Raw genomic sequence first — 19,887 nt, forward strand, 5'->3', positions numbered from 1 at the left:
TCGGTTCTGTATGAACGAAATGGAATATCAAAGTGAATAAACGTTATTGTGCGGGAATAAAAAATCCCGGTATTGTCCGCTTCACGCCGGGGATAGCACTTCACTGGCACTCGTATTAATAGCCGTCGCCATTCGCGACCGTGATTCTCGATAAGGACACTGCATGAAAAAGGTTCTGTTGTTTACCGCATTGGCGGCTGCTCTGACTGCTTCCCTGGCCCAGGCTGGCGAGAAACTGGTGGTGGCGGCGACTCCGGTGCCGCACGCGGAAATTCTCGAGCTGATCAAACCGACCCTGGCCAAAGAAGGCGTGGATCTGGAAATCAAGGTCTTCACCGACTACGTGCAGCCGAACGTGCAGGTTGGCGAGAAGCGTCTGGATGCCAACTACTTCCAGACCAAGCCTTACCTGGACAGCTTCAACGCCGGCAAATACAAGGACGACAAGTCCAAGTACCTGGTGACCGTGCAAGGCGTCCACGTTGAACCGTTCGGTGGCTACTCGAGCAAGTACAAGAAACTGGCTGATCTGCCAGACGGCGCGACCATCGCCATCCCGAACGAAGGCAGCAACAGCGGCCGTGCGCTGATCCTGCTGCAGAAGGCTGGCCTGATCGAACTGAAAGATCCGAAAAACGCCTTGGCGACCCCTAAGGACATCGCCAAGAACCCGCACAACTTCAAGTTCAAGGAACTGGAATCGGCCCTTCTGCCACGTGTGCTGAAGGAAGTTGATCTGGACATGATCAACACCAACTACGCGCTGGAAGCCAAGCTGAACCCGACCAAGGATGCGCTGGTGATCGAAGGCGCTGACTCGCCTTACGTGAACTTCCTGGTGGCCCGTGAGGACAACAAGAACAGCGACGCCATCAAGAAACTGGCCGCTGCCCTGACCAGCCCTGAAGTCAAAGCGTTCATCGAGAAGAAGTACAACGGCGCGGTACTGCCGGCGTTCTGATTCGCCGCTTGAACCACCCCTTCAAGGTATGAAAACGCCGATGGCCAGTGATGGTCATCGGCGTTTTTGTGCCTGCGTTGAAAAGCCCCTCACCCTAGCCCTCTCCCAAAGGAAGAGGGGACTGATTGGGGGATGCTGTAGAAGTACACCGACGTGAAAGTTTTCTGCCGAATCCATAATCGACTCGATCTTTCAGGTCGATGTTAATCGCCAGACACTGCGGTCGGCCCCCTCTCCCTCGGGGAGAGGGCTGGGGGTGAGGGTGCTGTTGATCCTGACCTCAGGTTACCTGAGCCTTCAACGCCCGGCGCAACGCCACGAGCAATTTCACGATGTCCTGCGGATCCAGTCGCTGCGGCACTTTTACGTCCATGTTGTCTTCCTTGTAATGGTTTGGCCGGGGGAGTCTGGCCAAAAGCTGTTCGTCCTTGGAGGGCTTTCATGCAAAAAAGATCCTTCCTACAGCGCAAGGGAAAATAGCCTTCTTATTCCTTCCCGGCAAACCCACAGGATAGTTTTTTGCGTGATATCAATATGCTTTAACGGTATTTAAATTCTTGTTTTTATACCTATAAAGTCAGCGCCTGCCGGACAGTTACCCGTTGTCCATGGACTGCATGACCGCCGCTTACCGAGCGACGTCCAGGATGCTTCATGACTTTCGATTACGCATTTATCCTCAGTACCCTGCCGGCCTTTCTCAAGGCTGTGGGCGTGACGCTGCAAGTCGGGTTCATCGCCATCGGCACGTCGCTGCTGGTGGCGCTGCTCAATGCAACGATCCTGGTGTTCCGCACACCGTACCTGCAAAAACTGGTGGGCCTTTATGTGGAGTTGGCGCGCAACACGCCGCTGCTGATTCAACTGTTCTTCGTCTACTTCGCCTTGCCGGCCATTGGCATCCAGGTTTCCGGATTCATCGCGGCAATCATCACCATGACGTTTCTCGGTGGCGCCTACCTCACTGAAGTGCTGCGCGCGGGCGTCGACGCGGTGCCGCAGGCGCAACTCGAATCGGGGCGTTCCATCGGCCTGTCCCACGGCCAGTTGCTGCGCTACGTAATCCTGCCGCAAGCGGGGATTCTCAGCTTGCCGTCGCTGTTCGCCAATTTCATTTTCCTGCTCAAGGAAACCACCGTGGTCTCGGCGGTGGCCGTGCCGGAAATCCTCTACACCACCAAGAGCTACATCGCGCTCTATTACAAAACCTACGAAATGCTCGCCGTGCTGACGCTGATCTGCGTGCTGTTGTTCTTGCCGCTGTCGCTGTTGCTCAGCCGTCTGGAAAGGAGGCTCCAGCATGGCCAGTTCGGGTCTTGAACTGCTCTGGGTGTCGTTGCCGCAATTGGCAAAAGGCGCCGGGCAAACCCTGTCGATCTCGTTTCTGAGCATCGCCATCAGCACCATTGGCGGGGTGCTCTACGGCGTATTGCGCACGCTCAACGTGACGTGGCTTAACGCGATCCTGCGGATCTATCTGGAACTGTTCCGGGCGATTCCGGTGCTGGTCTGGCTGTACCTGCTGTTTTTCGGCTTGCCGATTTTCTTCGGCCTGAGCCTGCCGAGCTTCTGGTGCGCGGTGCTGGTGCTATCGCTGTGGGGCGCCAGCGAGGTTGGCGAGGTGGCGCGCGGTGCGTTGCATTCTTTGCCGCGCGGGCAGCGTGAAGCCGGGTTGTCGATCGGTCTCAATGCGGCGCAACTGTATGGCTACGTGCTGCTGCCGCAGGCGCTGAAACGCATGACGCCGCCGACCATCAATGTCTACACGCGAATCATCAAGACCAGCTCGCTGGCGGTGCTGATTGGCGTGGTCGATGTGATCAAGGTCGGCCAGCAGATCATCGAGCGCACCTACGAATCGGTGCTGATCTACGGCGCGCTGTTTCTGTTTTTCTTTTTCATCTGTTACCCGCTGTCGGCCGCCTCGCGCGTGTTGGAGCGGCGCTGGACGCAAGCATGAGCGCATTGATCGAGTTTCACGGTTTCAACAAATTCTACGGCGAACAGCAGGTGCTCAACGGCATTGATCTGCAAGTGCGCAGCGGCGAAGTGATCGTCATCCTCGGCCCCAGCGGTTGTGGCAAAAGCACCTTGCTGCGCTGCCTCAATGGTCTGGAAGAGGCGCACAGCGGCAGCCTGAAATTCGTCGGCCGGGAGCTGCTGGACAAAGCCACTGACTGGCGCGAAATCCGTCAGCAGATCGGCATGGTGTTCCAGAGTTATCACCTGTTTCCGCACATGAGCGTGCTCGACAATTTGCTGCTCGGCCCGCTCAAGGTGCAAAAGCGTCAGCGCCGTGAAGCGCAGCAGCAGGCCGAAGCCTTGCTCGAACGGGTGGGCCTGGCGGACAAGCGCGATGCGTTTCCACGCCAGCTCTCCGGCGGCCAGCAGCAACGCATCGCCATCGTCCGCTCGTTGTGCATGAACCCGCGGGTCATGCTCTTCGATGAAGTCACCGCCGCCCTCGATCCGGAGATGGTCAAGGAAGTGCTGCAAGTGATTCAGGGCCTGGCCCGCGAGGGCATGACCCTGCTGATCGTCACCCACGAAATGGCCTTCGCCCGCGCGGTGGCCGACCGCATCGTGTTCATGGATGCCGGACGCATCCTTGAACAGAACCCGCCCGAGATTTTCTTTACGAACCCGCAAACCGCACGCGCGCAGCAGTTTCTGGAGAAGTTCTCCTTCGTTGCAACACTGCCTCAAACGAATCCGACAAAGGAACTGGAACTGTTATGAAAACTGTCGCTTTTTTACTGCCTCTGCTCAGCCTTGCCTTGCTTGCCGGTTGCAGCAAAACCGAAGAACCGCCGAAGCCGAAAGTCGCCAGCGCAAGCACCGCGCCAGCCGGTTACCTGGACAAGATCAAGGCCCGCGACAAACTGATCGTCGGTGTATTCACCGACAAGCCACCGTTCGGTTTCGTCGATGAAGCCGGGCGCTACGTCGGCTTCGACACCGATATCGGTCGGCGCTTCGCCAAGGATCTGTTGGGCGATGAGAACAAGGTCGAGTTCGTGCCCGTGGAACCGGCGAGCCGCATTCCGTTCCTGCAGAGCGACAAGGTCGACCTGATCCTCGCCAACATGACCGTGACCCCGGAGCGCAAGGAAGCGGTGGAGTTCACCAACCCGAATCTCAAGGTCGCGGTGCAGGCACTGGTACCGCAAGGCAGCTCGGTGAAAAAACTCGATGACCTGGCGACCCGCACCACCATCGTCACCACCGGCACGACTGCAGACATCTGGCTGACCAAGAATCACCCGGACTGGAAACTGCTGAAGTTCGAGAAAAACTCCGAGTCGCTGCAAGCCCTGGCCAACGGTCGCGGCGATGCCTACGCGCAGGACAACCTGGTGCTGTTCAGCTGGGCCAAGCAGAACCCGGGTTACCGCGTGCTGGACGAAAAACTCGGCGCCGAAGCACCGATTGCTCCGGCGGTGAAGAAGGGCAACGTCGAGCTGCGTGACTGGGTGAATACCGAGCTGGCCAAGTTGGGTGAAGAGAAATACCTGCTCAAGCTGTACGACCAATATGTGCGTAAAGAACTGAGCGATGACACCCAGCCTGAGAGTGTGATTGTCGAGGGTGGCAAGTGGCAGGGTTGATTGGCCGTTAAATCTGCGGCGACCTGAAGGTCCTCTTCGCGAGCAAGCTCGCTCCCACATGGGTACGCATTCCAACTGTGGGAGCGAGCCTGCTCGCGAAAGGGCTCGCTCAGGTGCCGCTCAATCCGGCCAGTTCCACGCCGGCTCATCCAGCACCCGCTGCCCGACAATTCCGGTCTGGCCCAGCGTTTTTTCGAGCACGATGCAGTTGCATTCGGGATCTTCCTGCAACGCCGAAATCAACCGTCGCGCATGGGACACCACCCACACCTGACACGCCTGCGACGCGCGAATGATCAAGCGCGCCAGCGCCGGCAACAGATCCGGGTGCAGACTGGTTTCCGGTTCGTTGAGCACCATCAATGACGGCGGGCGTGGCGTCAGCAGCGCGGCGATCAGCAACAGATAACGCAGCGTGCCGTCCGACAGCTCCGCCGCCGACAATGGCCGCAGCAACCCCTCCTGAAAGAACTCGATCGCAAAACGTCCGCCGGCCAGCGGTGCGATGTTCAGCCGTGCGCCGGGAAACGCGTCGCTGATCGCCGCCTGCAACGCCTCGGGGTCGCCGATTTCATTGATGGTCTGCAGGGCTGCTGCGAGGTCGCGGCCGTCGTGGTGCAGCACCGGCGTACGCGTACCCAGTTGCGGTTGGCGCACCGGGGCGTCGGCGTCGCTGCGAAAGTGATCGTAGAAGCGCCAGCGGCGAATGAACTCGCGCATCTGGAACACTTCCGGCGAACTGCGCAGACTGCCGATCTGATCGAACAGGCTGTCGAAATTCGGTGTGTGCTGCGCCAGCACGTCCCAGCTGCGCCCTTCGCGGGCGCGAATCATCGGGCCGTTGCGATCCACCAGCAGGCTGGCCGGGCGATAGAGCTGCCCGGCCCAGATGCATTCGCGCTTGATCTGCGGATCGAGACTGAAGCGCGAGGGGCTGGGATGAGTGTCCCCCGGCAGCATGAAATGTCCGTTGGAATCGGGCAATCCGAGGCTGATCGAATAGCTGAAATCCTCGCCGGCAAACCCCAGGCGCAGCCGTTTGACGCCCTGACGCACCGTCGGCTCGATCGCCACTTCGCCGTTGCGCATGCGCCGGCTGATGGTTTCCGGGCCGGCCCAGAACGTCGAATCCAGCCCGCCCTCGCGGGCCAGTGCATTGACCACGCCGCCCTGGGCGGTCTCCGCCAACAGGCGCAGGGCGCGATAGAGATTGGACTTGCCGCTGCCGTTGGGGCCGGTGATCAGGTTCAGCCGGCCCAGCGGAATCACCAGTTTGTTGATCGAGCGGTAATTGGCCACCGCGAGGGTCTTGAGCATGAAAATCCTTCTCTTGAGGCGACCATTGTAGGAGCTGCCGAAGGCTGCGATCTTTTGATCTTGCTTTTGTAAAGTCAAAAGATCGCAGCCTGCGGCAGCTCCTACAGGGGAAATATGGAGATCACGCAGGCGAACGTTGAACCCTGTTCTAAGCTCACAGTCGTATCGTCACTTGCACGTTCGTACACAGGAAGGAGTCTGCATGGCGAGTCCCGGATTGAAAACAGTTGTCGTGCTGAGCCTGCTCACGTTGCTGACCGCTTGCGGCAAGAAAGAAGCCCCGGCGGAGTACTTGCCACGGGTCTTCGTGCAAGAGGTCAAACCGGCGGACTATGCCGCTGCCGTGACCCTCACCGGTGACGTGCAGGCGCGGGTGCAGACCGAACTGTCGTTCCGGGTCGGTGGCAAGATCATTCAGCGCATGGTCGATGTCGGCGACCGGGTCAGCGCCAAACAGGTACTGGCCAAGCTCGATCCGAAGGATTTGCAGACCAACGTCGATTCCGCGCAAGCCCAGGTCATCGCCGAACAAGCGCGGGTCAAGCAGAGTGCGGCGGCGTTCGTGCGTCAGCAGAAGCTGCTGCCCAAGGGCTACACCAGCCAGAGCGAATTCGATTCCGCACAAGCCGCGTTGCGCAGCAGCCAGAGCGCCCTGAGCGCGGCGCAGGCGCAACTGGCCAATGCCAAGGATCAACTCAGTTACACCTCGCTGATCGCTGACGCCCCCGGCATCATCACTGAGCGCCAGGCTGAAGTCGGCCAGGTGGTCCAGGCCACCGCACCGATTTTCAAACTGGCCCGCGATGGCGATCGTGACGCGGTGTTCAACGTTTATGAGTCGTTGCTGGCTGAGCGCCCGGCGGAGCGTTCGATTGTCGTCAGCCTGCTCGACAACCCCAACATCAAGACCACCGGCACCGTGCGCGAAATCACCCCGGCGGTGTCGGCGCAGTCTGGCACGGTGCAAGTCAAAGTCACCCTCGACAGCCTGCCACAGGGCATGCAGCTCGGCTCGGTGGTCAGCGCCACCGCCAAGGGCAGCGGCAAGTCGGCGGTGGAATTACCGTGGTCGGCGCTGACCAAAAACATCAGCGATCCGGCAGTGTGGATGGTCGACGACAAGGACGAAGCGCAGCTGCACAACGTCACCGTCAGCCGCTACCTGATCGGCAAGGTCATCATCAGCGACGGCCTCAAGGGCGGTGAGAAAGTAATTGTCGCGGGTGGGCAACTGCTGCACCCGGGCATGAAAGTCGAAATCGCCGAAAACACCTACGAAGGTCTGCAACCGGGAGCACAGCCATGAAGCGTCTGGGGCTGTTGTCCATCGGCGTGCTGCTGGCCGCCTGCTCGAAAAGCGAGCCACCGCCGGAGCCGGTGCGGCCGGTGCTGTCGATCAAGGTGCAGGCGCTGAACGAAGAAACCCTCGGGCGTTTCGCCGGGAGCATTCAGGCGCGTTACGAGAGCAACACCGGATTCCGTGTCGGCGGGCGCATTGCCAGTCGCAACGTCGATGTCGGCGCCGAGGTGCAAAAGGGGACGCTGCTGGCGACCCTCGACCCGTCCGATCAGCAGAACCAGTTGCGCTCGGCCCAGGGCGACCTGGCCAAGGTCCAGGCGCAACTGATCAACGCCCAGGCCAATGCCCGCCGGCAGCAGGCGCTGTTCGATCGCGGGGTTGGCGCGCAGGCGCAACTGGACATCGCCACTACGGATCTGAAAACCACTCAGGCCTCGCTCGATCAGGCGCGGGCGGCGGTCAACCAGAGCCAGGATCAACTCGCTTACACCGAGCTGCGCGCCGACCACAAAGCCGTGGTCACCGCGTGGAATGCTGAGGCCGGGCAAGTGGTGACAGCAGGTCAGCAAGTGGTGACTCTGGCGCAACCGGACATCAAGGAGGCGGTGATCGATCTGCCGGACACGCTGGTCGATGAGATTCCTTCCGATGTGGTGTTTCTGGTGGCCGGGCAACTCGACCCGAGCATCAACACCACCGCAACCATTCGCGAAATCGAACCGCAGGCCCAAAGCGCCACACGCACCCGCCGCGCGCGGTTGACCCTGGCCAATACGCCGGAGGGTTTCCGCCTCGGCACGGCGATCAGCGTGACCCTCAGTTCGGCGATCAAGCCGCGCATCGAATTACCCGCCACCGCCCTGCAGGAAACCGACGGCAAAACCCGCATCTGGGTGATCGATACCCAAAGCAAAACCGTCGCGCCCCGTGACGTCAGCGTGATCAGCCGTACCGACGGCACGGTGGTGCTGGCCGGCGGGGTCAAGTCCGGCGAGCAGGTGGTCACCGCAGGCGTTAACAGTCTCAAACCCGGACAAGCCGTGAAACTCGACGAGGACAGTCAATGAAAGGCTCTTTCAATCTCTCCGAATGGGCCCTCAAGCATCAGTCGTTTGTCTGGTACCTGATGTTCGTCGCGCTGCTGATGGGGGTGTTTTCGTACTTTAATCTGGGGCGCGAAGAAGACCCCTCGTTCACCATCAAGACCATGGTCATCCAGACCAAATGGCCGGGCGCGACCCAGGAAGAAACCCTCAAGCAGGTCACTGACCGCATCGAGAAAAAACTCGAGGAACTCGATTCTCTCGACTACGTGAAAAGCTATACGCGCCCCGGCGAATCGACGGTTTACGTGTACCTGCGCGACACCACCAGCGCCAAGGATATTCCGGAAATCTGGTACCAGGTGCGCAAGAAGATCGATGACATTCGCGGCCAGTTTCCCCAAGGGATTCAGGGACCCGGATTCAACGATGAGTTCGGCGATGTGTACGGCTCGGTCTACGCGTTTACCGCCGACGGCCTGACCATGCGCCAGTTGCGCGACTATGTGGAGCAGGCCCGCGCCGAGATTCGCAACGTCCCGGGGCTGGGCAAGATCGAAATGATCGGCCAGCAGGACGAAGTGATTTACCTGAACTTCTCCACCCGCAAACTCGCCGCGCTGGGCATCGACCAGCGTCAGGTGGTGCAGAGCCTGCAATCGCAGAACGCCGTGACCCCGGCGGGGGTGATCGAGGCCGGCCCGGAGCGCATTTCGGTGCGCACCTCGGGGCAGTTCGCTTCGGAGAAGGATCTGGCCGAGGTCAATCTCAAGCTCAATGACCGCTTCTATCGTCTGGCCGATGTCGCCGACATCAGTCGCGGTTACGTCGACCCGGCCACGCCGGAATTCCGTTTCGACGGCAAGCCGGCAATCGGTCTGGCGATTGCCATGCAGAAGGGCGGTAACGTCCAGGAATTCGGCAAGGCGCTGCACCAGCGGATCGACCAGATCACCGCTGATTTGCCGGTTGGCGTCGGCGTCCATACGGTGTCCGATCAGGCCGTGGTGGTGGAAGAGGCGGTCGGCGGTTTCACCAGTGCGCTGTTCGAAGCGGTGGTGATCGTGCTGGTGGTCAGCTTCATCAGCCTCGGCGTGCGCGCCGGGCTGGTGGTGGCGTGCTCGATTCCGCTGGTGCTGGCGATGGTCTTCGTGTTCATGGAATACAGCGGCATCACCATGCAGCGGATTTCCCTCGGGGCGCTGATCATCGCCCTTGGCCTGCTGGTGGACGACGCGATGATCACCGTGGAGATGATGGTCACGCGCCTGGAAATGGGTGAGACCAAGGAGCAGGCGGCGACGTTCGCCTACACCTCGACCGCATTCCCGATGCTCACCGGTACGCTGGTGACCGTCGCCGGTTTCGTGCCCATCGGCCTCAACGCCAGCTCCGCCGGCGAGTACACCTTCACCCTGTTTGCGGTGATCGCGGTGGCGATGCTGGTGTCGTGGGTGGTGGCGGTGTTCTTTGCGCCGGTGATCGGCGTGCACATCCTCAGCACCAACGTGAAACCCCATGAAGCCGAGCCGGGCCGCATCGGTCGGGCGTTCAACGGTGGTTTGCTGTGGTGCATGCGCAACCGCTGGTGGGCGATCGGCATCACCGTGCTGCTGTTTGTGCTGGCGGTGTTCTGCATGCGCTTTGTGCAGAACCAATTCTTCCCGTCCTCCGACCGCCCGGAAATCCTCGTCGATCTGAACCTGCCGCAAAACGCCTCGATCGACGAAACCCGCAAGGCCGTAGACAAGCTCGAAGCCACGCTCAAGGGCGACCCGGACATCGTGCGCTGGAGCACCTACATCGGTCAGGGTGCGATCCGTTTCTATCTGCCGCTCGACCAGCAATTGCAGAACCCGTACTACGCGCAACTGGTGATCGTCAGCAAGGATTTCGAGGCCCGTGAGGCGTTGAGCCAACGCCTGCGCGAGCGCTTGCACAAAGACTTCGTCGGCATCGGCAGTTACGTGCAGGCGCTGGAAATGGGCCCGCCGGTGGGACGTCCGATCCAGTACCGGGTCAGCGGCAAGGACATCGATCAGGTGCGCAAGCACGCCATCGATCTGGCGACCGAGCTGGACAAGAACGAACACATCGGCGAGATCATTTACGACTGGAACGAGCCGGGCAAAGTCCTGCGCATCGACATCGCCCAGGACAAGGCGCGTCAGCTCGGGCTGTCCTCGGAAGATGTGGCGAAGTTGATGAACAGCATCGTCAGCGGCTCGCCGTTGACCCAGGTCAACGACGACATTTACCTGATCAACGTGGTCGGCCGGGCGGTGAACTCGGAACGCGGCACGCCGGAAACCCTGCAGAACCTGCAGATCGTCACACCCAACGGCACGTCGATCCCGCTGCTGGCCTTTGCCACCGTGCGTTATGAGCTTGAGCAGCCGCTGGTGTGGCGTCGCGATCGCTTGCCGACCATCACCATCAAGGCTTCGGTGCGTGACGAGATCCAGCCGACCGACCTGGTGAAATTGCTCAAACCGAGCATCGATGCCTTCGCTGAAAAACTGCCGGTCGGCTACAAAGTCGCCACCGGCGGTACGGTCGAGGAAAGCGGCAAGGCCCAGGGGCCGATTGCCAAGGTCTTGCCGTTGATGCTGTTCCTGATGGCGACCTTCCTCATGATTCAGTTGCACAGCGTGCAGAAGATGTTCCTGGTGGCGAGTGTCGCGCCGCTGGGGCTGATCGGCGTGGTGCTGGCGCTGGTGCCGACCGGGACGCCGATGGGCTTTGTGGCGATCCTCGGGATTCTGGCGCTGATCGGTATCATCATCCGCAACTCGGTAATCCTCGTGACGCAGATCGATGAGTTCGAGCGCAACGGCTCCGCGCCGTGGGATGCGGTGGTGGAAGCGACCGAGCACCGGCGCCGGCCGATCCTGCTGACCGCGGCGGCGGCGAGCATGGGCATGATCCCGATTGCCCGGGAAGTGTTCTGGGGGCCGATGGCTTACGCGATGATTGGCGGGATCGTGGTGGCGACGTTGCTGACCCTGCTGTTTTTGCCGGCGCTGTATGTGGCCTGGTACAAGATTCGCGAACCGCAGAAAGAGACCCGCTAAAAGCGAGTGCTGCGCACTCTATTCGCGAGCAAGCCCGCTCCCACAGGAGGTACGCATTCCAACTGTGGGAGCGGGCTTGCTCGCGAAGGCGTCAGAACTGACTACGCAGATTTACGCCAGACACTGGCCAGCCAAGGCTGCTGCTCGCGCGGCAATCCCGCCGGCCGGTAGTAATGCTCAAGCTCGACAAAACCCGCCGCCGTCAACAACCCGCGCCACGCCTGCAGATCGTGATACGAACCATACCGTGGCCCGTTCCAGCCCTCACGGTTATCCCCGCGCGGATTGGAACTGAACAACACCCCACCCGGCTTCAGCGTGCCATGCAACTGCTTGAGCACTCTCGGCAATTCCTGCAACGGCACATGAAACAGCACCGCATTGGCGAAGATCCCGTCGAAGCGTTCGGCCGGCAGATCGAGCTTCAGAAAGTCCTGACACCACACCTCGCAGCCACTGTCTTCGCGGGCCATCTGCGCAAATTTTTCCGCGCCGTCGAGGCCGACCGCGACATGACCCAGTCGGGTGAAGGTCTGCAAGTCGCGTCCAGGGCCGCAGCCAAAATCGAGAATCGTGAACGGCGCAGTGCCGTGGATATGCCGTAGCAGCGCGTCGATGTTCTGGCTGACATCGTGGTCGCGGGTGCCTTCGCGGAAGTCTTCGGCCACCGAGTTGTAGTGGCCGAGGGTGGTGGCGGTGATCTGTTCCAGATCGGTCGGAGTCTGTTTCATGGGGCGGACTGTTTGGGGGAGTTGAGCAGACTATAAGCGCTTTCGCGCTTTAGAAGATCGCAGCCTTCGGCAACTCCTACAGAAGACCGCATTCCCCTGTAGGAGCTGCCGCAGGCTGCGATCTTTTGATCTTGCTTCAGCGCTTGTTCAATCCCCGCGCCAAACGATCGCCCCCGAGCTGAATAACCGCCACCAATGCCACCAGCAACACAATCACCGTCAGCATGATCTGGCTGTCAAAGCGCTGATAGCCGTAGCGGTAAGCGATATCGCCCAAACCGCCGGCCCCAATCGCCCCGGCCATGGCTGACGAGTTGATCATCGTCACCAGCGTAATCGTGAACCCGCCGACGATCCCCGGCAGCGCTTCAGGCAACAGCACATGCCAGACGATATGCCAGCGCCGGCAGCCCATGGCCTGCGCCGCCTCGATCAAGCCGTGATCGACCTCACGCAAACTCACTTCGGCAATCCGCGCGAAGAACGGCGTCGCGGCGATGGTCAGCGGCACCACCGCTGCCCACACACCGTACGTGGTGCCGACAATCAGCCGGGTGAACGGAATCAGCGCGACCATCAGAATCAGAAACGGGATCGAGCGGAACAGGTTGACGAACGCGCCCAGCGCCCGGTTGAGCAGCGGCGCCTGATAGATCCCGCCCTTGTCGCTGGTGACCAGAATCACCGCCATCGGGATCCCCACCAGCAAGGCAATCAGCGACGACACGCCGACCATCAGAAAGGTGTCGATGAATCCCTGGAGCAAACGATCAAACCACATAACCCAGCACCTCCACCCGTTGCGCCCACCGCCCGGCACGTTCGCGCAATTGTCCGGCGCTCGCTGCCGAGCCGCTCACGGCCAGCAGCAATTGCCCCAGCGCATGCCCTTGAATCCGCTCCACGCCGCCCTGCAGCAGTTTTACTCGACCGCCGAGAGCGGCGAACAATGCCGCCAGATCCGGCTCGTCACTGGCACTGCCGGTGAACTGCAAGCGCAGCACTACCGCGGCCTCTGAAGAGGGCGGCAAGGCATGCAGACGGCTTTGCAGTTCTTCCGGCAGAGCGTGTTGCAGCGGTGCGAGCAAGGTCTGGCTGACTTCGTGCTGCGGATTGCCGAACACTTCCCAGACCGGGCCCTGCTCGACGATCCGCCCGTGTTCCAGCACCACCACGCGGTCGCAGATTTCGCGGATTACCGCCATTTCATGGGTGATCAACACGATGGTCAGGCCCAGGCGCCGGTTGATCTCGCGCAGCAGGCCGAGGATCGACTGAGTGGTCTCGGGATCGAGCGCCGAAGTGGCTTCGTCGCACAGCAGAATGTCCGGGTCATGCACCAATGCGCGGGCGATGCCGACACGCTGCTTCTGCCCGCCGGAAAGCTGCGCCGGATAGGCCTTGTGCTTGGCTTGCAAGCCGACCAGTTCGAGCAGTTCACGCACCTTCTGCTCACGTTGCGGCTTCGGCACGCCCGCGACTTTCAGCGGCAGTTCGACGTTCTGCCATACAGTCTTGGCTGACATCAGGTTGAAGTGCTGGAAGATCATGCCGATGCGTCGGCGCTGGGCGACCAGCCGGTCTTCATCGAACTCGCCGATGTCGACCTGATCGATCAGCACCCGCCCCGCAGTCGGTTGTTCCAGACGATTGATCGTGCGGATCAGCGACGACTTGCCGGCGCCGCTGCGCCCGATGATGCCGAACACCTCGCCGCGCTGGATCGCCAGATCGATGCCTTGCAGGGCCGCCACCGGGCCTTGTCGACCTTCGTAGGTTTTACCCAGGCCGATGAAGCGCACGTGGGCGCGATTCAGCTCGGGATGCAGTTCGGTTTTTTCAGCATTTTCTGGCTCTGGAATCTCCAGTCGCCGTTGGATCGCGGCCGTCATGTTCAGCTTTCCCAACCGGCCTGATACAGCTTGCCGTGAGCCTTATCCAGCGCGGCGCGAACGGCCGGCGAGTGCTGGTAGATGTCGACGAATTTGATCAGACGCGGGTCGTCTTTGCTCTTGGGCTGGATGACGAACTGGATCACGTATTCCTTGTGGTCGAGACCGTCGAACAGCAGCGCCGAGCCGGCATCGAAGGTTTTCGCCAGACGGATGTAGGCCGGGTAGCCCTGGACCAGATCGGCGTCATCGTAGGCGCGCACCAGTTGCACGGCTTCGACTTGCAGGATCTTGATCTTCTTCGGGTTGGCGACGATGTCGTCTTCGGTGGCCTTGTAGCCGACCCCCGGTTTCAGGGTGATCAGACCAGCCTTGGCCAGCAGTTGCAGACCGCGACCGCTGTTGATCGGGTCGTTGGCGATGGCGACGCTGGCGCCTTCCGGCAACTCGTCGAAGCTTTTGTATTTTTTCGAATAGAGGCCGACGTTGTTGATGATCCCCGGGGCGAACGGCACCAGGTCAAAACTGGAGGCAGCCTTGGCGTTTTCGAGGAACGGGATGTGCTGGAAGTAATTCACATCGATGTCGCCGGCGGCGAGGCTGACGTTCGGTGCGATCCAGTCGGTGAACTCCACCAGCTCGACTTTCAGGCCTTGTTTGGAGGCCTCTTCGACGGCGGCTTCCAGTGGAATGGCGAAGGCGGCGGTGGTGCCGATTTTCAGGGGTGCATCGGCGGCGAACACCGCCGAACTGAACAGGCCGAAGGCCAGGGCCAGTGCTTTGACTGGGTGGGACAGGAATTTGTTGGTCATGGTGGTTTTTCCAGTCAGTGCAAAAGTTTGTGGTGTCTGGTCGGGCCTCATCGCGAGCAGGCTCACTCCTACATTTGGAATGCATTCCCCTGTAGGAGTGAGCCTGCTCGCGATGCTTTTAGCGGCGGTATGAAGAGCCGGTGTGTTGCTCAGGCAAATGCGCCTCACCGTGAAACAGCTTTTCGCGCAAACTGCCGCTGTCATACGCAGTCTTGTACGACCCACGCCGTTGCAGCTCCGGAATCACCAGCTCGATGAAATCGACATAGCTTTCCGGGGTCACGATGCGCGTCAGGTTGAAGCCGTCGAGACCCGTTTCAGCGATCCACGATTCCAGCTCATCCGCCACCTGCTCAGGCGAGCCGACCACGGTGATATAGCGGCCGCCGAGGGCGTGCTGATCGAGCAATTTGCGTCGGGTCCAGTCGTTGTTCTGCAGGTTCTTGGTCGCGGACTGGATGGCGTTGCTTTTGACGTACTGGATCGGTTCGTCGATTTCATACCGGGAAAAGTCGATGCCGGTGGACGCCGAGAAATGCGCGACGCCGGCCTCGGCGCTGGCATAACTCAGGTACTCGGCGTGCTTGGCCCACGCGGCTTCTTCGGTCGCGCCGACGATCACGTTGAGGCCCATGAACACCTTGATGTCCTCGGGATTGCGCCCGGCCTCGACCGCGCTGGCGCGGACCTTGTCCACCTGCACTTTGGTCGACGGTTTGTTCTGCCCGCTGATGAACACGCACTCGGCGTGACGTCCGGCGAACAGCAAACCGCGATCGGAACTGCCGGCCTGGAACAGCACCGGCGTACGCTGCGGCGACGGTTCGCAGAGGTGATAACCCTCGACTTGATAGAACTCGCCGTGGTGCTCGACCTTGTGCACCTTCTCCGGCTGCGCGTAGATGCGCTGCTCGCGGTCATTGAGCACCGCGCCGTTTTCCCAACTGCCCTCCCAGAGTTTGTAGAGCACTTCGAGGTACTCGTCGGCCTGATCGTAGCGACGGTCATGCTCGACCTGTTCGCGCAGGCCCATGGCCTTGGCGGCGCTGTCGAGATAACCGGTGACGATGTTCCAGCCGACCCGACCCCGGCTCAGATGATCGAGCGACGACATGCGCCGGGCGAACAGATACGGCGGCTCGTAAGTGAGGTTGGCGGTCAGGCCGAAGCCGAGGTTTTTCGTCACCGCAGCCATCGCCGACACCAGCAGCAGCGGGTCGTTGACCGGCAACTGGATCGACTCTTTGAGCGTGACGTCCACCGAGTTCTGGTAGACGTCGTACACGCCGACGATGTCGGCGATGAACAGTCCGTCAAACAGCCCGCGCTCCAGCAACTGTGCCAGTTCGGTCCAATATTCAATGGTGTTGTAGCGCGTTGAGGTGTCGCGCGGATGCGTCCACAGGCCGTGGTTGATGTGGCCGATGCAGTTCATGTTGAACGCGTTGAGCAGGATCTTCTTTTTTGCGGCGCTCATCAGATCGTCCCTCGCAGCGGAGGGTTTTCATCGTTGAGGTAGTAGTTGCCCACCGCGTGATACTTCCAGCGTACCGGGTCGTGCAGGGTGTGCACCCGGGCGTTGCGCCAGTGACGGTCGAGGCCGTGCTCGATCAGGGTCGCCTGACTGCCGGCCAGTTCGAACAGGGTGCTGCCGGCCGCCAGGGAAATTTCAGTGCTGATCGCCCGTGCTTCGGCGACGGCAATCGACGCGGCAGCGACGGTTTCGGCGTTGGTCTCGGCCTGGGCCTTGTCGAGGAACTCGCCGGAGCGTTCCAGCAGTGCTTCGGTGGCGTGCAGACGAATGCTCAATTGGCCGAAGCTCTTCAAGGTCAGCGGGTCCTCGGTAGCCTTGTCGTTGCCGGAGTCGATCCATGGCCGGGTCTTGCTGCGCACGAAGTGCAGGGCATCTTCGTAAGCGGCGCGAGCGATGCCGGTGTCGATGGCGGCATGAAGAATCTGCGCCAGCGGGCCGACCGTGGTCGGACGCTCGAAGGCGCTCTGGAACGGGATCACGTCCTCGGCAGCGACATAGACGTCTTCGAACACCACGGAACCGCTGCCGGTGGTGCGCTGGCCGAAGCCGCTCCAGTCGTCGATCACGGTCAGGCCTTTGCTGTCGCGCGGGACGAAGGCCAGTTGCTGCACGCCGTTTTCATCAACCACCGACGTCGGGATACGCTGCGCGTAGATCGCGCCGGTCGCGTAAAACTTGCGCCCGTTGATGCGATAGCCGTCGCCGTCACGCTTGAGGCTGGTGACGCGGTCGTGGGCGGTTTTGGTACCCAGTTCCGCCAGGGCATTGCCGAAACGTTGACCGGCCAGCACCTCGGCGTACAGCCGCTGTTTCTGCTCGTGGCTGCCGTTAACGCGCAGCACTTCGAGGGCGTAGAAATGGTTCTGCGGAATCTGTCCGAGGGAGCCGTCGGCCTGAGCGATCAGGGCGATGACTTTGGCCAGGGTCACGTTGGACACGCCGGCGCCGCCGTATTCCTTGGGCACGCTGATGCCCCACAGGCCAGAGCGGGAAAACACGTCGAGCTCCGGCAGTGGCAGGCGGCGTTCACGGTCGCGCACGGCACTGTCGCGTTTGAAATCTTCGGCCAGGTCGCTGGCGACGATCAGGGCTTGCTCATCGCTGGTGATGACCGCGACGGGGTGAGAATAAGTCATATGCTTCTCCAGATGTCTGGTCGTTAAATCCAGGAATGGCGAGCCGGTAGAGTGCCGTTGAGGCGATAGGCGCCGACCGCGTGATATTTCCAGCGCACCGGGTCGTGCAGGGTGTGCACCCGGGCGTTGCGCCAGTGGCGGTCGAGGTTGAATTCGGCGAGGGTCGCGCGGCTGCCGGCCAGTTCGAAGAGTTTTTCGCTGGCCTGCAGCGAGATCTCGGTGGTCAGCACTTTGGCCTCGGCCACCGCAATTGAAGCGCGGGCGGCGGACTCGGCGGTCAGCGGCGCGGCATGGACTTGGTCGAGCACTTTGCCGGCCTTGCGCAACAGTGCTTCAGCCGCGTGCAGTTCGATTTTCAGTTTGCCGATGTCGGCGATCACGTAGAGGTCATCGCTGGCGCGTTCGACCTTGGCGTCGATCCAGGGCCGCGCGCGGGTTTTGACGAATTCAATGGCATCGTCGATGGCGCCACGGGCAATGCCGGCGTCGATGGCCGCCTGAATCAGCTGCGACACGGCGCCTTGAGTGTTTGGCTTCTCGTTGATTTTCCAGTTATCGACGACCAGGCTCGACTCTACGCGCACGTTGTTCAGCAGAATCGTGCCGCTGGCGGTGGTGCGCTGACCGAAGCCCGACCAGTCATCAACGATGCGCAGGCCCGGGGTGCCACGGCGGACGAAGGCCAGCACTTGTTTGCCGTCGTCATTGAGCGCCTTGACCGCCACCCAGTGCGCGAACAGCGCGCCGGTGGAATAAAACTTCTGGCCGTTGATCACGTAGTCATCGCCGTCGGCGGTGATGCGGGCTTTCAATTCCAGGGTATTTTTGGTTCCGCGCTCAGGACCCGCATTGCCGATGCGCCAACCTTCCAGAACACTCTGGAACAGCTGTTTTTTCTGCGCTTCGGTGGCGCTGCCGAGTACCAGGTTGATGATGCCGAACTGGTTCTGCGGGATCTGTCCCAGCGCCGGATCGGCCGCGGAAATGATTGCGAACACTTCGGCCAATGTGACGAATGAAACTTGTGGGCCACCGTATTCGCGCGGGATGGCAATGCTGCCGAGGCCGCTGCGGGTGAACTGTTCGATTTCCGACCACGGCAGCTTGCGCTGACGATCACGTTTGGCGGCCTGCGCGCGGGCGACTTGCGCCAGTTCGTGGGCAGCCTTGATGGCTTGGGCGTCGTTGCGCAAGACCTGCGCGGGCAACAACAACGGGGCGATGTCCAGATCAGACTGGAGATTTGCGTCTGCCAGACTGGACATCAGTGCCGCTCCTTGGCTGCACGCAATGCCCTGGCGATCTGCACTGGGGTGATTGTGTTCCGGACCATACTACCTACCTCACATCTCATGAAAAACGCCGCAAAAGTGCGGCGAACGAAAGAATGTCCGGTGGTCCGGTTCATATACCCTAAGCGTGTATAAATATTAAATAAACTAACTTTTAGGAATATGTATAGAAGGGGCGGTGGTCGGGTTGGTTAACAGTCTCTCAGCCGTGGCAATACAACCTGTGGTGAGGGGATTCATCCCCGACAGGCCGCGCAGCGGCCTTTTCTGAGTCATAAAAAACGGGATTGCTTCGCAGTCCATCGGGGCGGTGCGACGTTTCGCTAAATCACCCACTACAAAGCCCCATGAGCACAGGAATGCGGCATCAATCCTTGGTCGATTCAGCAGCCTTCAGCGCTTGGCGCAGCGGCACCTTCAGATAAGGATTCACGCAACCGATCTTCAGCGTCCGGGGCGGCGCCCAGCGTGAGTTGTTGCCCACCCAGTCGATGACGCAGTAGGTCACGTCCAGACGCAGATCCTCACCCCCCTCGACGATCACTGCCGGTGGCACCCAGACCTGAATCGGCAGGCCAACATCGGCAGCGGTGATCCGGGCCAGGTCCATACGCACGTCGCCCCAGCGCAAGGTGATGGCGTCGTCCTCGGCCATGTTCAGGTAGGGTTCGATGGTCAGTGGCACACCGCGTTTGATCTGATTGGGATTCACGCCCTGGCGGCGAATGGTGTCGGGCAGCGAGACGGGTGCCAGTTGCTGATTCTCGTCACCGCAGAGTGGCGAAGGCTGGCCGCCAGGGCAGTCGAGCTTGACCTGCACCCGCGTGGCCGCCGACAACGCCGGCCCCTGACCGACTTGCATCACTCGATAGTGAATCCGTGCGGTGCCACTGGCGATAAAGCTTTCCGGCACCCGCAGGCTGATCGAGGCGCCGACATCTTCGCTGGTCAAGACCCGCGAGGCGACGTAGCAGTTGTTCCAGAACAGTTCGATTAGATCACCGGCGTCCATGCCGGGGTAGGGCAGGACATCGATCAGCAAATGCGCGGCAGCGGCCAGATTGATGGCGTTGTTGGATGCGGACGCCAGATTCGGCGCTGCCAGTTCGGGGGCGTGCGAAGTGCGGGTCATCGGGTTCTCTCCTTGAAGTCTTGCGGCGAAGTCCGTTTCTTGAAACAACAAAAGG

General features: G+C 61.0%; 17 protein-coding genes. 8 read left to right on the top strand and 9 right to left on the bottom strand.

Annotation, left to right across the window (positions count from 1 at the left end; genetic code table 11):
- Window positions 1-163 precede the first annotated feature (163 nt).
- The 5 genes from CRO59_RS08300 (at window position 164) to CRO59_RS08320 (ending at window position 4,569) form a co-directional block, all read left to right on the top strand.
- Complete coding sequence (locus CRO59_RS08300) at window positions 164-961, top strand: MetQ/NlpA family ABC transporter substrate-binding protein (protein ID WP_027611172.1); 798 nt, start codon at window positions 164-166, stop codon at window positions 959-961.
- A 654-nt stretch (window positions 962-1,615) separates the two neighbouring features.
- Window positions 1,616-2,281 (top strand): amino acid ABC transporter permease, encoded by a 666-nt coding sequence (locus tag CRO59_RS08305; RefSeq protein WP_097086855.1) that lies wholly within the window; start codon window positions 1,616-1,618, stop codon window positions 2,279-2,281.
- A complete protein-coding gene (locus CRO59_RS08310; RefSeq protein WP_024011159.1) occupies window positions 2,262-2,921 on the top strand; it encodes an amino acid ABC transporter permease in 660 nt (219 codons plus the stop codon). The genes CRO59_RS08305 and CRO59_RS08310 overlap by 20 nt, the downstream gene beginning before the upstream one ends.
- Window positions 2,918-3,700: an amino acid ABC transporter ATP-binding protein gene (locus CRO59_RS08315; RefSeq protein WP_097086857.1), complete on the top strand. Its 783-nt coding sequence runs from the start codon at window positions 2,918-2,920 to the stop codon at window positions 3,698-3,700. Before CRO59_RS08310 ends, CRO59_RS08315 begins: the two co-directional genes overlap by 4 nt.
- Complete coding sequence (locus tag CRO59_RS08320; protein WP_097086859.1) at window positions 3,697-4,569, top strand: transporter substrate-binding domain-containing protein; 873 nt, start codon at window positions 3,697-3,699, stop codon at window positions 4,567-4,569. The genes CRO59_RS08315 and CRO59_RS08320 overlap by 4 nt, the downstream gene beginning before the upstream one ends.
- Before the next feature lie 120 nt (window positions 4,570-4,689).
- Here CRO59_RS08320 and CRO59_RS08325 read toward each other — a convergent pair whose 3' ends face one another.
- Window positions 4,690-5,886, bottom strand: a complete 1,197-nt coding sequence (locus CRO59_RS08325; protein ID WP_097086861.1) for an AAA family ATPase — start codon at window positions 5,884-5,886, stop codon at window positions 4,690-4,692.
- A gap of 202 nt (window positions 5,887-6,088) precedes the next feature.
- On the opposite strand from CRO59_RS08325, the gene CRO59_RS08330 reads away from it, so the two are divergent.
- The 3 genes from CRO59_RS08330 to CRO59_RS08340 are packed head-to-tail and all read left to right on the top strand — an operon-like array spanning window position 6,089 to window position 11,303.
- A complete protein-coding gene (locus CRO59_RS08330; RefSeq protein WP_097086863.1) occupies window positions 6,089-7,192 on the top strand; it encodes an efflux RND transporter periplasmic adaptor subunit in 1,104 nt (367 codons plus the stop codon).
- Complete coding sequence (locus CRO59_RS08335; RefSeq protein ID WP_097086864.1) at window positions 7,189-8,253, top strand: efflux RND transporter periplasmic adaptor subunit; 1,065 nt, start codon at window positions 7,189-7,191, stop codon at window positions 8,251-8,253. Before CRO59_RS08330 ends, CRO59_RS08335 begins: the two co-directional genes overlap by 4 nt.
- Window positions 8,250-11,303 (top strand): efflux RND transporter permease subunit, encoded by a 3,054-nt coding sequence (locus CRO59_RS08340; RefSeq protein ID WP_027611180.1) that lies wholly within the window; start codon window positions 8,250-8,252, stop codon window positions 11,301-11,303. Before CRO59_RS08335 ends, CRO59_RS08340 begins: the two co-directional genes overlap by 4 nt.
- A 101-nt stretch (window positions 11,304-11,404) precedes the next feature.
- On the opposite strand, the gene CRO59_RS08345 is transcribed toward CRO59_RS08340, so the two are convergent.
- The 8 genes from CRO59_RS08345 to CRO59_RS08380 all read right to left on the bottom strand — a co-directional run bounded on the left by CRO59_RS08345 (window position 11,405) and on the right by CRO59_RS08380 (window position 19,832).
- Window positions 11,405-12,034, bottom strand: a complete 630-nt coding sequence (locus tag CRO59_RS08345; protein WP_097086866.1) for a bifunctional 2-polyprenyl-6-hydroxyphenol methylase/3-demethylubiquinol 3-O-methyltransferase UbiG — start codon at window positions 12,032-12,034, stop codon at window positions 11,405-11,407.
- A gap of 136 nt (window positions 12,035-12,170) precedes the next feature.
- Entirely contained in the window at window positions 12,171-12,815 is a 645-nt protein-coding gene (locus tag CRO59_RS08350; protein WP_027611182.1) for a methionine ABC transporter permease, read from the bottom strand.
- The gene (locus tag CRO59_RS08355) at window positions 12,805-13,926 is read right to left on the bottom strand and encodes a methionine ABC transporter ATP-binding protein (RefSeq protein WP_097086868.1); all 1,122 of its coding nucleotides are present in this window, start codon (window positions 13,924-13,926) and stop codon (window positions 12,805-12,807) included. Before CRO59_RS08355 ends, CRO59_RS08350 begins: the two co-directional genes overlap by 11 nt.
- Before the next feature lie 2 nt (window positions 13,927-13,928).
- On the bottom strand, window positions 13,929-14,738 hold the full coding sequence (locus CRO59_RS08360) for a MetQ/NlpA family ABC transporter substrate-binding protein (RefSeq protein ID WP_097086870.1): 810 nt from the start codon (window positions 14,736-14,738) through the stop codon (window positions 13,929-13,931).
- Between the two features lie 118 nt (window positions 14,739-14,856).
- Complete coding sequence (locus CRO59_RS08365) at window positions 14,857-16,215, bottom strand: LLM class flavin-dependent oxidoreductase (RefSeq protein WP_097086872.1); 1,359 nt, start codon at window positions 16,213-16,215, stop codon at window positions 14,857-14,859.
- Window positions 16,215-17,408: an SfnB family sulfur acquisition oxidoreductase gene (locus CRO59_RS08370; RefSeq protein ID WP_097086874.1), complete on the bottom strand. Its 1,194-nt coding sequence runs from the start codon at window positions 17,406-17,408 to the stop codon at window positions 16,215-16,217. Before CRO59_RS08370 ends, CRO59_RS08365 begins: the two co-directional genes overlap by 1 nt.
- A gap of 23 nt (window positions 17,409-17,431) precedes the next feature.
- Window positions 17,432-18,673 carry an SfnB family sulfur acquisition oxidoreductase gene (locus CRO59_RS08375; protein WP_097086876.1) on the bottom strand — a complete coding sequence of 414 codons (1,242 nt, stop codon included), beginning with the start codon at window positions 18,671-18,673 and terminating at the stop codon, window positions 17,432-17,434.
- A gap of 394 nt (window positions 18,674-19,067) precedes the next feature.
- Window positions 19,068-19,832, bottom strand: a complete 765-nt coding sequence (locus tag CRO59_RS08380) for a hypothetical protein (protein ID WP_097086878.1) — start codon at window positions 19,830-19,832, stop codon at window positions 19,068-19,070.
- Window positions 19,833-19,887 lie beyond the last annotated feature (55 nt).

Origin of the sequence: Pseudomonas sp. LAMO17WK12:I5 (assembly GCF_900215165.1) — a bacterium.
GTDB classification, from domain to species: domain Bacteria; phylum Pseudomonadota; class Gammaproteobacteria; order Pseudomonadales; family Pseudomonadaceae; genus Aquipseudomonas; species Aquipseudomonas putida_A.

What these genes read in the sequence shown, in the direction of transcription:
- CRO59_RS08300 (WP_027611172.1), top strand. Translation starts at nt 164, where the DNA reads ATGAAAAAGGTTCTGTTGTTTACCGCATTGGCGGCTGCTCTGACTGCT.
- CRO59_RS08305 (WP_097086855.1), top strand. Translation starts at nt 1,616, where the DNA reads ATGACTTTCGATTACGCATTTATCCTCAGTACCCTGCCGGCCTTTCTC.
- CRO59_RS08310 (WP_024011159.1), top strand. Translation starts at nt 2,262, where the DNA reads ATGGCCAGTTCGGGTCTTGAACTGCTCTGGGTGTCGTTGCCGCAATTG.
- CRO59_RS08315 (WP_097086857.1), top strand. Translation starts at nt 2,918, where the DNA reads ATGAGCGCATTGATCGAGTTTCACGGTTTCAACAAATTCTACGGCGAA.
- CRO59_RS08320 (WP_097086859.1), top strand. Translation starts at nt 3,697, where the DNA reads ATGAAAACTGTCGCTTTTTTACTGCCTCTGCTCAGCCTTGCCTTGCTT.
- CRO59_RS08325 (WP_097086861.1), bottom strand. Translation starts at nt 5,886, where the DNA reads ATGCTCAAGACCCTCGCGGTGGCCAATTACCGCTCGATCAACAAACTG.
- CRO59_RS08330 (WP_097086863.1), top strand. Translation starts at nt 6,089, where the DNA reads ATGGCGAGTCCCGGATTGAAAACAGTTGTCGTGCTGAGCCTGCTCACG.
- CRO59_RS08335 (WP_097086864.1), top strand. Translation starts at nt 7,189, where the DNA reads ATGAAGCGTCTGGGGCTGTTGTCCATCGGCGTGCTGCTGGCCGCCTGC.
- CRO59_RS08340 (WP_027611180.1), top strand. Translation starts at nt 8,250, where the DNA reads ATGAAAGGCTCTTTCAATCTCTCCGAATGGGCCCTCAAGCATCAGTCG.
- CRO59_RS08345 (WP_097086866.1), bottom strand. Translation starts at nt 12,034, where the DNA reads ATGAAACAGACTCCGACCGATCTGGAACAGATCACCGCCACCACCCTC.
- CRO59_RS08350 (WP_027611182.1), bottom strand. Translation starts at nt 12,815, where the DNA reads ATGTGGTTTGATCGTTTGCTCCAGGGATTCATCGACACCTTTCTGATG.
- CRO59_RS08355 (WP_097086868.1), bottom strand. Translation starts at nt 13,926, where the DNA reads ATGACGGCCGCGATCCAACGGCGACTGGAGATTCCAGAGCCAGAAAAT.
- CRO59_RS08360 (WP_097086870.1), bottom strand. Translation starts at nt 14,738, where the DNA reads ATGACCAACAAATTCCTGTCCCACCCAGTCAAAGCACTGGCCCTGGCC.
- CRO59_RS08365 (WP_097086872.1), bottom strand. Translation starts at nt 16,215, where the DNA reads ATGAGCGCCGCAAAAAAGAAGATCCTGCTCAACGCGTTCAACATGAAC.
- CRO59_RS08370 (WP_097086874.1), bottom strand. Translation starts at nt 17,408, where the DNA reads ATGACTTATTCTCACCCCGTCGCGGTCATCACCAGCGATGAGCAAGCC.
- CRO59_RS08375 (WP_097086876.1), bottom strand. Translation starts at nt 18,673, where the DNA reads ATGTCCAGTCTGGCAGACGCAAATCTCCAGTCTGATCTGGACATCGCC.
- CRO59_RS08380 (WP_097086878.1), bottom strand. Translation starts at nt 19,832, where the DNA reads ATGACCCGCACTTCGCACGCCCCCGAACTGGCAGCGCCGAATCTGGCG.